Origin of the sequence: Xenorhabdus ishibashii (assembly GCF_002632755.1) — a bacterium.
Lineage (GTDB): Bacteria > Pseudomonadota > Gammaproteobacteria > Enterobacterales > Enterobacteriaceae > Xenorhabdus > Xenorhabdus ishibashii.
In genome coordinates, this window is the sequence record NZ_NJAK01000001.1 from 2,952,868 (window position 1) to 2,965,299 (window position 12,432).

Below are 12,432 nucleotides of genomic sequence, written 5' to 3' on the forward strand. Positions count from 1 at the left end.
TGTTTTTTGGACAAAATTTTAGTCGATGAGGCTGTTGCAGAGCTGCGTACCATTTTAGATATGTTGCGTTGGTCTACTAGCCGTTTTAGCGAATCGGATATCTATTGTGGACATACTGCATGTAATCCTTGGGACGAGGCTTTGCAATTAATTCTCCCTTCATTGCGTTTGCCTATGGATGTCCCTGATTCGATGATGGCTGCACGCCTGACATCTACAGAGCGTCAACGCATCGTGGAACTTGTCTTACGTCGTATTAATGAACGTGTTCCAGTTGCTTATTTGATAAATCGAGCCTGGTTCTGTGGTCATGAATTTTATGTCGATGAGCGAGTTCTGATTCCACGTTCACTGATTAGAGATGTGATTGACAACCATTTTGAAGGACTTATCTCACGTCAGCCATCGACAATTTTGGATCTTTGTACAGGGAGCGGTTGTATTGCAATCGCCTGTGCTCATGCCTTCCCTGAAGCCGAAGTTGATGCTGTTGATATTTCTCCAGATGCTTTGGAAGTTGCGGAAATAAATATAGAGAATCATAAACTTTCTCACCGTGTAATCCCGATTCGTTCAGATCTATTTCATGATATACCATCAGTGAAATACGACATCATTGTCACTAATCCTCCGTATGTCGATGAAGAAGATATGAGTGATTTTCCTCAGGAATACGATCATGAACCTGAATTAGCCATGGCTGCCGGTATTGACGGGTTAGATTTGGTTCGTCGTATTCTGGCCACAGCTCCGGATTTCCTTTCAGAAGATGGAATACTGGTATGTGAAGTAGGTAACAGTATGGTACACCTGATTGAGCAATACCCTGAAGTACCATTCAAATGGCTGACATTCGAACATGATTATGGTGATGGTGTTTTCGTGATAACTCGCCAGCAGCTTGTTGAATATAAAGACTATTTCCAGCAATTCAAAGACTGATATTTTTTCATTCATCCAATGGTTAAAACGGATGTTTCATATAAATTGAACCTATATCCAGTGGATTTTCGGGTCGTAGCTAGCAATATTGTTGCTCGAAAAATTAAGGATAAAAGGCAAATAAAATTACTGAAATAAGATAGGTTTTAATCATTGGGTGAGTTATTGTTATTCGCTCTTTTTAAATGTACAGAAATGATGGCAGGGTAGGCATGGCAGGAAATAGTATTGGGCAGTTTTTTCGTGTCACCACATTTGGTGAATCTCACGGGATCGCACTGGGATGCGTTGTCGATGGTGTTCCACCAGGCATTGCTATTACAGAAGCTGACTTACAAATTGACTTGGACAGGCGCCGTCCGGGAACCTCCCGTTATACGACACAGCGTCGTGAACCCGATCAAGTTCGCATTCTTTCTGGTGTTTTTAACGGGGTGACAACAGGTACTAGCATTGGCCTGATGATTGAAAACACCGATCAGCGTTCACAAGATTACAGTGCGATTAAAGATGTTTTCCGCCCAGGCCATGCTGACTATACCTACGAACAGAAATATGGACTGCGTGATTATCGTGGTGGTGGACGTTCATCTGCCCGTGAAACCGCCATGCGCGTTGCAGCAGGGGCAATTGCTAAAAAATATCTATTCGAAAAACACGGTATCCTTATTCGTGCTTGTCTGACCCAAATGGGCGATATCCACTGTGAACTGAAAGATTGGGATCTTGTAGAACAAAATCCTTTTTTCTGCCCGGATGAGAGTAAGTTGACTCAGCTTGATGAATTACTTCGGACATTGAAAAAAGAGGGAGATTCCATCGGTGCGAAAGTAAGTGTGGTTGCCGAAAACGTACCGGCTGGATTGGGTGAACCGATTTTTGACCGTTTGGATGCCGACCTTGCGCATGCTTTGATGAGCATTAACGCGGTAAAAGGTGTTGAAATTGGTGAGGGTTTCGGTGTTATCAACTTACGTGGCAGTGAAAACCGTGATGAAATGACGACACAAGGATTTACCAGTAATCATGCCGGTGGCATTTTAGGCGGAATTAGCAGTAGTCAGCCGATTGTTGCGCATATCGCCTTGAAACCGACATCCAGTATTATGGTGCCAGGCAAGACTATCAATCGTCAGGGAGAAGAAGTAGAAATGGTGACTCGCGGCCGACATGATCCTTGCGTCGGTATTCGTGCAGTACCCATCGCAGAAGCAATGATGGCAATTGTACTGATGGATCACTTACTGCGCCAGCGGGCACAATGTGCCGATGTGACTCCACCGCTTCCATGTTGGTAGTCAGGGAAGCTACACACTCGGCTGGTGCTAAAAGGCATCATAATAATGGACACGCAGTTTTCTGGTGAAATGCATAATGGAATGGTCATTATTGGGAACGGAAATTTACGCTCTTCTCTTTTTGGTTGCGATGGTGGCGGGATTTATCGATTCCATTGCTGGAGGTGGTGGATTATTGACCATTCCGGCGTTGCTATCGGTAGGGGTTTCTCCTGTTCAGGCGCTGGCAACAAGTAAATTACAGGCTATAGGTAGCTCTTTTTCTGCCAGTCTCTATTTTATCCGCCGTGGCGTAGTGGATTTGCGTTCTCAGCGTTTTGCTATCTTCATGATGATAATTGGCGCCATGTTGGGCGCTTTGTTGGTTCAATTTATCTCACCGGATTTTCTGCGTTATTTATTGCCGGTGCTGGTAATCATTATTGGTCTTTATTTCCTATTGGTGCCGAATATTGGAGCAGAAGATCGGCAACATCGTCTTGGCCCAATAGCATTTGGTTGTCTTGCCGGATGTGGTATTGGTTTTTACGATGGCGTGTTTGGGCCAGGAACGGGATCTTTTTTCGCACTCTCTTATGTCATGCTTTGTGGTTACAATTTAGCAAAAGCAACGGCTCATGCCAAAGTACTAAACTTTGCATCTAACATCGGAGCCTTGGGATTCTTTGTTCTTGGTGGACAGATCTTATGGCTGGCAGGAATTGTGATGCTAATAGGACAAATAATCGGTGCGCGATTTGGAGCGAGTTTAGTACTGAGCAAAGGGAAGAAACTCATTCGTCCGCTGTTGGTGACAATTTCCTTTTTGATGAGCATCAAACTGCTTTATGATCACCACGGAGATGCAGTCCGTTCTTGGCTGGCATTTTATTTTTGATTTAGGATCTGGCATTAATACATGACTGCACATCATTATCAGCAACTGGTTGAAATTTTTGATAATTGTTTTAGCAATGACTATAACACTCGTTTGATAAAAGGTGATGATGAGCCGATTTATCTACCGGCAGATAATGAAGTGAACTATAACCGGATAGTGTTTGCCCACGGATTTTATTCTAGTGGATTACATGAAATTTCTCATTGGTGCATTGCGGGCGAAGAGCGTCGCAAACTGATTGATTTTGGGTACTGGTATTGCCCTGATGGGCGTGATGCCCAGACTCAAGGAGCGTTTGAAAAAGTGGAAATTAAACCGCAATCGCTGGAATGGTTATTCTGTGTAGCAGCGGGATTTCCCTTTAATGTCAGTTGTGACAACCTTGAAGGTGATTTTGAGCCGGATCGCCTTGCTTTTCAGCGGAAAGTGCATGCGCAAGTCATGCAATACCTCGAAAATGGGATACCCACACGCGCTGCACGCTTTATTCAAGGTCTGCAATCGTTCTACAATACGCCTCCATTAAAAGCAGAGCATTTTCCTTATCCGGAAGATCTCTTTGCTAACTGAAATTGATTTTGAGGAAAAAATAATGCTCGCAGAGTTTGAAACGCGTATTCTGGCGCAAATTGATGATATGGTTGAACATGCCAGTGATGATGAATTATTTGCTGGTGGCTACCTCCGCGGGCATCTGACATTAGCTGTTGCTGAATTAGAGCAAGAAGGTGCAAATACAGTTGAACAGCTCCATCAACGTGTTGAAGAAAGCATCCATAAAGCAATTAAAGCGGGAGAGCTGGCTCCACCAGATCAGATTTTGGTTTTGTCAACCTGGCAAAAACTGCTGGATAGTGCAAGAGCTTAATTTTTTGATATAAAAATAAATTTATTTAGGGCTATTCATATAGCCCTTTATTTTTTGCTTGAACCGAGGAAATCCCCACCTTTAATGACAAAAAAATTCGTAGTGCTTCTCAATATTGGAAATAAATAGTGATAATTAAATCTTTATTGATCTTTTTATAGTAAATATAAAGTATAGTAATCTGGTTTTTAAATCTATTCCGAATGTATTTTTGATTAAAATTAAAATAATTAGGGTGTTAATATATTGAGCGTGGTTAAAGGTAAATGGTGAGTAAAATAATTAAATTCTATTTTTTACTCTTATTTAAGAATGTTTTTACTTATCATTAAAATGATTTATAAATATATTTTATTTTAATGAGGGTTAATGGGATTATTTTATTATTTATTTTAAATAACTCTGTTATTAATAGAACGACTGATGATTAAAATAAGTGATGATGCTAAAGTTTTGACTATGATATGTTGATGGGAAGTGATTTGCCTGATTAACCAATTGAAAATTATAGATAATTAACTGGTTTAATAGGTGGGGTATTGTTATGTGAATCCAAGTTTCATTTTAATAAAAAATAAATTCCCTTTGGAAAGTCAAAATCAGAAAAGGATTCTTCAGGAAATAGTGACATGAAAATGGAAAATAATTTTGTTCAAAATGGTTACAATGATCATACTGAAAGTGACAAAATACTTTTATTACCTGAATCGATAAATACTGACTCATTGAAACTGGTTGAGAAAGAAGTGATGAATACAACACTGGAAAAAAGAGTTGAAAATCTGGGGTCTGACGTTGCTCAAATAAAAATGGATGTTGCTGTTATAAAGTCAAATTATGCAACAAAAGCGGATATTGAATCTATTAATTCATTGACTCATAAAGAAATATCTTCTATGCGAGGAAATATATTACCCTTGCAGAGTAATATGGGATCTGTAAGCAGTACTATATCGACCTTGCAGAGTGATATGGTAGCGGTACGTAGTGATATATCGACTTTACAGAAGGATATGGTAGCGGTACGTAGTGATATATCGACTTTGCAGAAGGATATGGTAGCGGTACGTAGTGATATTTCATCTATACGCAAGGATATATCATCTATACATCAGAAAATATCAACTGTAAGTGAGGATCTATCCAATAAAATAGTTGCTCAAACCAAATGGATGGTCACAATGATGTTTGGTTTTTCTGGTGTCATTATTGCAGCAATGAGGTTTATGATTTGAACACAATGCCTTCTATTCGCTTAACACAAAAATCAGATGTAACTCATTTACCCGCAGTAGAACATTCTGCTGCGAAATTATTTAGATTTATACCTGAACTGGCTTGGATAGTTGATGGCCATGTGCAAACGGAGCAGCAACATTTGGGCTATATTACGCAAGGCAATAGCTGGGTTGCCCTTAATGAAGAGTCTTGGCCTATTGGTTTTATTTTAGCTAAGCCATTAGATGATGGGTTACATATTATGGAGCTTTCTGTGCATGAAAGTTGGCAGAGAAAAGGTATCGGAAAGGCATTGATTGAAAAAGTAATTCAGGTTGCTGAACAACGCCATCTTAGCGCTGTGACATTAACAACTTTTCGTTATGTTAATTGGAACGCACCTTTTTATCATAAATTGGGATTTGAAATCTTAGATTCGCAGCAACTTTCTGAGCCATTGCAGCAAATACTACAAAGTGAAATTGATTATGGATTTGCTGAGGAACAACGTTGTGCAATGAAACGTTTGCTTACTATGACCACCATAGCTAAATAACATATTGAATTTGGAAAAATATCAGTTTTGGAAATAAAGACCGTGGGGGCACCAGGCATGATTATTTCCATACCTGATGCAATAGAGTAGACCACTTTAAGGTTTTTCTGTTCTGACTGCTTTGCCACGTAATAGCTTCCTAACCCAAAAGCGATTTGGATGTAAAGCCGCTAGTGTCTCATCATCAAGCGGTAGAGGTTCCGCAAAAATTTGGCTAGCCAATAATTCTGCACTTAAAGGAGCAGAACATAATCCACGTGAACCCAATGCACCAAGAACAAATAAGTCTGGGTAACAAGGAGATTCTTCAATGATTTTATTCGTATTTATTTGCAAAGATAAATTTGCATATTTATCCATAAGCTCACTGAAAACAGGAACATTTCCAACCATTGGCATATGATCCCGAATGACACAGCGGATACCCTGGCGAGACTTCTCTTCTGAAATGTCAGCTTCCTGTGGCCAATCAACATTAGGGAAACATTTTAATAAACGATCTCGATTTTCTTGTTGTTCGATAGAAGAGTACAGTGTATCTAACTGATTACGTTGATAACTGGCACCAAGACAGTGATATTGATTATTAGGATTAACGGGAGTCATGTAGCCATCGTAACACAGTACACTTTTCAATTGGTTTAGGCTATCTGTAGTTGGAATATGGCTAACTTGACCACGAACAGCGGTAACAGGGAGTTTTTTAGTCTGTTCAAATTGTGGCAGACAGTGACCATTAGTAATAATGACAACTTTGTGATCCTTGCATTGCAGGTTTTCCTTATGTTCAATCTGCAATTGCCAGCCGTTTTCACTTTGAATGAGCTGAGTGACTTTATGATTAAAATAGACCTGCATTCCACGTTGTTCAGCCAGTTTAATCACCGCTTGAGTCAGTTGTGCGGGATATAACCATCCTCCTTGTGGATAGTGAATGCCATCATAATTTACATCTAAACCACTTACATAGCTTAATTGGTTGCGGCTCATGCCGAGTGCAATTTCTTCTGGCCATATTGCCCGTAGCATTTTGCTGATTTTATTCGCGCTTTTTTCATCATAAGCTAATTGGCTGACACCACACCATTGGTGATCGAACGATACATTTTCGTCAATTAACTGATCGTACTGACGGCGGGCAAAAGTAAATGCTGATGTAAAGAAGCGTTCTAATGGATCGTCATTACCATTCAGTAAAGGGTAAAGAGCTCCTTGTTGATTGCCGGACGCATTTTGGGCAGGTTGGGCATCCTGGCAATACAGTGTCACTTTGGCACCACGGCGCAATAGTGCAAGTGCGGTCAGTGCGCTGGCAATACCGCCACCGATGATTGCAATATCATCGGTATGAGTCGCGGCTTTGCGAGAAAACCAAGGGATATGAGGTAAGGAACGTGGGGCGCTTAATGGAGATAAAATCCCAGTCAGCATTTCTCTTTTACGCCCAAATCCTTTAACTTTAGTGACACTGAAACCCGCTTCTTGTAATCCTCGGCGGACTATTCCGGCAGATGTAAAAGTGGCAAACGTACCTTCAGGACGGCAAAATTTTGCCATTGCAGCGAACAACTGTTCACTCCACATTTGTGGATTTTTTGCTGGCGCAAAACCATCTAAAAACCAGGCATCCACTTTCCCCGTCAGGTTTGAATTTATTTTCGGTAATAAATCATTTACATCGCCAAACCAAAGATCCAAGGTAATGGTGCCATTATCCAGAATAAATCTATGGCAACCCGCTAACGGTAAGGGCCATTGTTGGCATAGTTGTACAGAAAACTCCGCGAGTTCTGGCCAACGTTGGTGTGCTGTTTTCAGGTCAGTTGCTTTTAAGGGGTATTTTTCAAAACTGATATAATGCAGTCGTTTTAATGCAGCTTCAGGATATTGTTGTCTAAAATGAGAGAAAGATCGCCAAAGTGTCAGAAAATTCAATCCAGTACCAAATCCTGTTTCGGCAATAACGCACTCTGGGCGGGAATGAGTATTAAAACGTTGAGGAAAATGATTACCTTGCAAAAATACATACAATGTCTCTTCCAAGCCATCTTGATTTGAAAAATAAACGTCATCAAAATGCTCTGAAATGGGAGTGCCCTGCTCATTCCAGCTTAGGGTTGCGTTGTTGATAGTACTGCTTTTCACAATAATGCCTGTACTGTTGATAATAATATGTGGATTTTAACTGTCTTCATTTGGTAGCACCACTCATGGTAAAGCTTCAGAGTTGAGTCCAGATCAATTTTTCCTTGAATTTTTAACCTGATCGGACTTGTTCGGCGTACAAGTGTACGCTAAAGTGCAGGTGAATAAATCCCGCAGGTAAACATATTGATGAGGTAAGTAATGAAACGTGCAGTGATCACCGGTCTGGGTATTGTTTCCAGTATTGGTAATAACCAGAAAGAGGTGCTGGAATCTCTGAAAGAGGGCCGTTCCGGAATAACTTTCTCTGAAAAATTTAAAGAAATGGGCATGCGCAGCCATGTTTGGGGTAATGTAAAACTGGATACTTCTGGTTTGATTGACCGCAAAACTTTACGTTTCATGAGTGACGCATCTATTTATGCTTATCTGGCAATGGATGAGGCAATTAAAGATTCCGGCCTGTCCGATGAACAGGTTTCTAATCTTCGTACTGGATTGGTTGTTGGTTCAGGAGGAGGCTCTCCCTATAACCAAGTCGCTGGCTCAGATGGTATGCGTGCCCGTGGGTTGCGGGGTGTTGGGCCTTATATGGTCACTCGGGCAATGGCCTCTGGCGTATCAGCGTGCTTAGCAACACCGTTTAAGATCAAAGGAGTCAACTACTCCATCAGTTCTGCCTGCTCAACTTCTGCACATTGTATCGGTCATGCCGTTGAATTAATCCAACTCGGTAAGCAAGATATTATTTTTGCTGGCGGTGGTGAGGAATTAAGCTGGGAAATGGCTTGTGAATTTGATGCAATGGGAGCACTTTCCACTAAGTATAATGAAACACCCGAACTAGCCTCCCGTACTTATGATCAGGATCGCGATGGTTTCGTGATCGCGGGGGGGGCGGTATTGTTGTTGTTGAAGAATTAGAGCATGCATTAGCCCGTGGTGCACATATTTATGCTGAAATCATCGGTTATGGGGCAAATTCAGATGGCGCGGATATGGTCGCTCCTTCTGGAGAAGGCGCTGTACGTTGTATGAAGATGGCATTAGATGGTGTTGAAGGTGGAGTCGATTACGTTAATACCCACGGAACTTCGACACCAATTGGTGATTTGAAAGAACTGGAAGCCATTAGAGAAGTTTTTGGTGACAATACACCAGCCATTTCTGCCACCAAGGCGATGACAGGGCATTCATTGGGTGCAGCAGGTGCTCATGAAGCGATTTACAGCTTATTGATGTTAGAGCATGGAATTATTGCACCAAGCATCAATATTGAAAACCTGGATGAAAAAGCACTGGGTATGAATATTGTTACAGAACCTACCGAACGCGAGCTAAGAACAGTTATGTCCAATAGCTTCGGGTTCGGTGGTACAAATGCATCCCTGGTGATGCGCAAGTATTCAAACTAATTTTTTAAGCCATAAAAAATTAACAGCCAATCCATCAATTATGTGGATTGGCTATTTTTATTAAGAAGCCGTGATTTTATTACGGCGTTTATTAATGATGCGTAAAACGGGTGGGATGACAATCACCAATCCTGCCAGAACCAGCAAAACTTGTGTAATAGTGCTACTCCACAAGATCTCAAAATTTCCATTGCTGATTGATAGCGCTCGTCGTAGGTTTTGCTCCAGCATTTCACCTAAAACGAAGCCCAAGATCAGTGGTGACATTGGAAAATTCATTTTTCGAAGTATATAACCGAAAACGCCTAACCCAACCATCAACATCAGATCAAAAGTAGTACTGTGGACAGCATACACACCGACTGCGGAAACAATGGCGATTGAAGGAACCAAGAACCACATCGGAATACTTAGCATACGAGTAAATACCCCAATCATCGGAATATTCATGATAAGCAATAGCACGTTGGCAATCAATAAAGCAGCAATGAGACCCCAAACGATATCGGGCTGCTCTGTAAACATAGTAGGGCCAGGAGTAATATTATAAAGCGTTAAAGCACCTAACATGACTGCTGTTGTTCCTGAGCCGGGTACACCGAGCGTCAACATGGGGATGAATGAGCCACATGCTGATGCATTATTCGCAGCCTCTGGTGCAGCTACACCGCGGATATCACCTTTACCAAATGAATCACTGTTACCGCTGAGCCGTTTTTCGGTCATGTATGTAATTGCACTGGCGATTGTCGCTCCTGCACCGGGTAATATACCGACAAAAAAGCCGATCACTGAAGAGCGTAAGGTTGGCCCTACACACGTTGCCGCTTCTTTTCTATTGAATAGCAAGCGCCCTGTTTGTCTAATGACTTTTTGCCCCGTAGAAGTGCTCTCCAGCATCAACAAAATTTCACTGACAGAAAACAATCCGATTACGACGACAATAAATTGAATACCATCGGAAAGGTGCACATTATCAAAGGTGAAACGATAAACACCTGTATTGGCGTCCACCCCCACAGTTGCTAAAGCCAAACCGATTAAGGCCGCGAGTAGTGATTTTATGGGGTTTTGGCTCATCATACTGCCGAGACAAGCGATGGCAAATACCATGAGTGCAAAGTACTCAGCAGGCCCAAATGCCAGAGACCATTGCGCCAAAAGAGGGGCAAACAAGATGATACCCGTGATAGCTAAAAGTGAACCGCAAAACGAACTGACGGCAGAGATAGAGAGTGCAACGCCTGCTCGTCCCTGTTTTGCCATTGGGTAGCCATCAAGGGTTGTCATAATGGCAGCGGCATCTCCTGGTACATTCAGTAAGATTGAAGAGATACGCCCCCCATACTCACAACCGATGTAGACAGTTGCCAATAAAATTAGGGCAGATTCAGCGGGTAATTTTAATGCAAAAGCCAATGGCAGCAGGATTGCCACCCCATTGATGGGACCAAGCCCAGGCAGTAATCCAACAACAGTACCGATAAAACAGCCTATCAATGCAATGACCAGATTTTTGGGTACTAATGCGACTTCAAAGCCATGGCTCAGATAAATCCAAGTATCCATCGTTGTCTCCTTAGCTGAGCCAACTGCCGACGGGCAGAGTGACATCGAGCAGACGATCAAAAGCAAAAAAGAGCGAACTACCAAGAATTACACCAGAAATAATGGCAGCAAGGAGCGTGGCGTTAAAAAGTAATGCCACACAGATAGTCAATAATGTGGTGGCTAGTGGAAACCCTAGCCACTCAAATGACCATGCATAAATGGTGAGTGTGGCAATCAATAACACTAAGCGACGTAATACTTGTAGTGCCGGCCAGTCGACAAGATCAGGTTTTTTAAAGAGCAACAGTAAAGCACAGAATGCCATTAATGAAATAATAGCGATTGGAAACGGGCGAGGACCCAGAGGTTCATAGCTATATTCACTATGGATCCCCCATCCAACGACCAACCCTATTCCACATAACACCAGCCATACAGTAGCAAAGATACGATCGCTCATGGTGCTACCTCTGTTATTTCGCTAAACCAAAGGATTTGGCCATTTCATGGTACTGAATAACTTGTTTTTTCACATAGTCATCCAACTCTTTGCCAGTCATATTGAATTCAAATAATCCGCGCAATTCCCGTTGTTTTTTGAATTCAGTAGTTTGCTGGAGTTTTTTAAAAGTATCTACCCACCATTGATATTGTTCATCAGACACTTTTGGCCCTACATAAAAGCCACGAATAACAGGCCAAACAAGGTCATAACCCTGTTCTTTGGCTGTTGGGATTTTTGCCAGATCACCGTCCAGACGTTTATCTGCATAAACCGCGAGTATGCGAATTTTATCGCCATTGAGATAAGGTAAAGTTTCACTCAGATCACCGGATACGACTTGGATATGATTACCTAACAGCGCCGTAATAGGCTCACCGCCACCTTCAAACGCGACATAGCGCATTTTGCGCGGATCAATACCCGCTTCTTTTGCCAGCAAGGCGGTTTTCATCCAGTCTTGACTACCGATAGAAGCACCTGCGCCAAACACAATACTATCAGGAGCTTTTTTAAAAGCCGCCATCAAATCTGTCAGCGTTTTGTAAGGAGAATCATTGCGCACAGCAATCATGCCGTAGTCTGTGCCGACACTGGCCAGCCAGCGTACATCATTGACGTTGTAGCGACCAAATTTGCCTTGTGCAAGATTCAACAGAGAACCGCCGGAAAAGGCGACAATCGCACCTGCGTCTGTAGGCCGTTGAGCAATGATGGCATTATAAGCAACCGCACCGACGCCACCGGGCATAAAGGTTACCCGCATGGGAGAATCGATGGCTTTGGTTTCCAATAACGAAATTTGGACGAGTTTGCAGGTTAAATCAAAGCCTCCGCCAGGCTTAGCGGGTGCAATGCATTCGGTGCGATTAGGGGCTGAAGTTGCAAAAGCGCAGGTACAAATAAGCAGGCTTACTGCGGTTAATAATGTTTTGAAAGTTTTCATTTTAGTTCCTCACATAGCACCAGCAAAGGGTATGAATAACAGATTTCCGGCGCATGATTACTTATAGGAATGAAACCTTTCAATTACCTTTCATTAACAATAAAAATTATC

General features: G+C 42.0%; 11 protein-coding genes and 1 pseudogene. 8 read left to right on the plus strand and 4 right to left on the minus strand.

Annotated elements, in window-relative coordinates:
* Window positions 1-6 precede the first annotated feature (6 nt).
* From prmB to Xish_RS14035, 7 genes are all read left to right on the plus strand, one after another.
* A complete protein-coding gene (gene prmB, locus Xish_RS14005) occupies window positions 7-942 on the plus strand; it encodes a 50S ribosomal protein L3 N(5)-glutamine methyltransferase (RefSeq protein ID WP_099118355.1) in 936 nt (311 codons plus the stop codon).
* A 212-nt stretch (window positions 943-1,154) separates the two neighbouring features.
* On the plus strand, window positions 1,155-2,240 hold the full coding sequence (aroC, locus tag Xish_RS14010; protein WP_099118356.1) for a chorismate synthase: 1,086 nt from the start codon (window positions 1,155-1,157) through the stop codon (window positions 2,238-2,240).
* Window positions 2,241-2,316: 76 nt separating this feature from the next.
* Entirely contained in the window at window positions 2,317-3,117 is an 801-nt protein-coding gene (locus Xish_RS14015) for a sulfite exporter TauE/SafE family protein (protein ID WP_099118357.1), read from the plus strand.
* Between the two features lie 21 nt (window positions 3,118-3,138).
* Window positions 3,139-3,690 (plus strand): elongation factor P hydroxylase, encoded by a 552-nt coding sequence (locus Xish_RS14020; protein ID WP_099118358.1) that lies wholly within the window; start codon window positions 3,139-3,141, stop codon window positions 3,688-3,690.
* Between the two features lie 22 nt (window positions 3,691-3,712).
* On the plus strand, window positions 3,713-3,988 hold the full coding sequence (locus Xish_RS14025; protein ID WP_099118359.1) for a YfcL family protein: 276 nt from the start codon (window positions 3,713-3,715) through the stop codon (window positions 3,986-3,988).
* Window positions 3,989-4,617: 629 nt separating this feature from the next.
* Window positions 4,618-5,223, plus strand: coding sequence for a coiled-coil domain-containing protein (locus Xish_RS14030; RefSeq protein WP_244186055.1), 606 nt, complete (start codon window positions 4,618-4,620; stop codon window positions 5,221-5,223).
* 5 nt (window positions 5,224-5,228) lie between these two features.
* Window positions 5,229-5,762: a GNAT family N-acetyltransferase gene (locus tag Xish_RS14035; protein WP_099118771.1), complete on the plus strand. Its 534-nt coding sequence runs from the start codon at window positions 5,229-5,231 to the stop codon at window positions 5,760-5,762.
* A gap of 96 nt (window positions 5,763-5,858) precedes the next feature.
* On the opposite strand, the gene mnmC is transcribed toward Xish_RS14035, so the two are convergent.
* A complete protein-coding gene (mnmC, locus tag Xish_RS14040) occupies window positions 5,859-7,907 on the minus strand; it encodes a bifunctional tRNA (5-methylaminomethyl-2-thiouridine)(34)-methyltransferase MnmC2/FAD-dependent 5-carboxymethylaminomethyl-2-thiouridine(34) oxidoreductase MnmC1 (RefSeq protein WP_099118360.1) in 2,049 nt (682 codons plus the stop codon).
* A 201-nt stretch (window positions 7,908-8,108) separates the two neighbouring features.
* Between mnmC and fabB the strand changes: the two are divergent.
* A pseudogene (gene fabB, locus Xish_RS14045) lies at window positions 8,109-9,322 on the plus strand (beta-ketoacyl-ACP synthase I).
* A 60-nt stretch (window positions 9,323-9,382) separates the two neighbouring features.
* On the opposite strand, the gene Xish_RS14050 reads toward fabB, so the two are convergent.
* From Xish_RS14050 to Xish_RS14060, 3 genes are read right to left on the minus strand one after another with little or no spacing between them, the layout of a single operon-like run.
* Window positions 9,383-10,891: a tripartite tricarboxylate transporter permease gene (locus Xish_RS14050; RefSeq protein WP_099118361.1), complete on the minus strand. Its 1,509-nt coding sequence runs from the start codon at window positions 10,889-10,891 to the stop codon at window positions 9,383-9,385.
* 10 nt (window positions 10,892-10,901) lie between these two features.
* Window positions 10,902-11,333: a tripartite tricarboxylate transporter TctB family protein gene (locus Xish_RS14055; protein ID WP_099118362.1), complete on the minus strand. Its 432-nt coding sequence runs from the start codon at window positions 11,331-11,333 to the stop codon at window positions 10,902-10,904.
* Between the two features lie 13 nt (window positions 11,334-11,346).
* Window positions 11,347-12,321 (minus strand): Bug family tripartite tricarboxylate transporter substrate binding protein, encoded by a 975-nt coding sequence (locus Xish_RS14060; RefSeq protein ID WP_099118363.1) that lies wholly within the window; start codon window positions 12,319-12,321, stop codon window positions 11,347-11,349.
* Window positions 12,322-12,432: the final 111 nt, after the last annotated feature.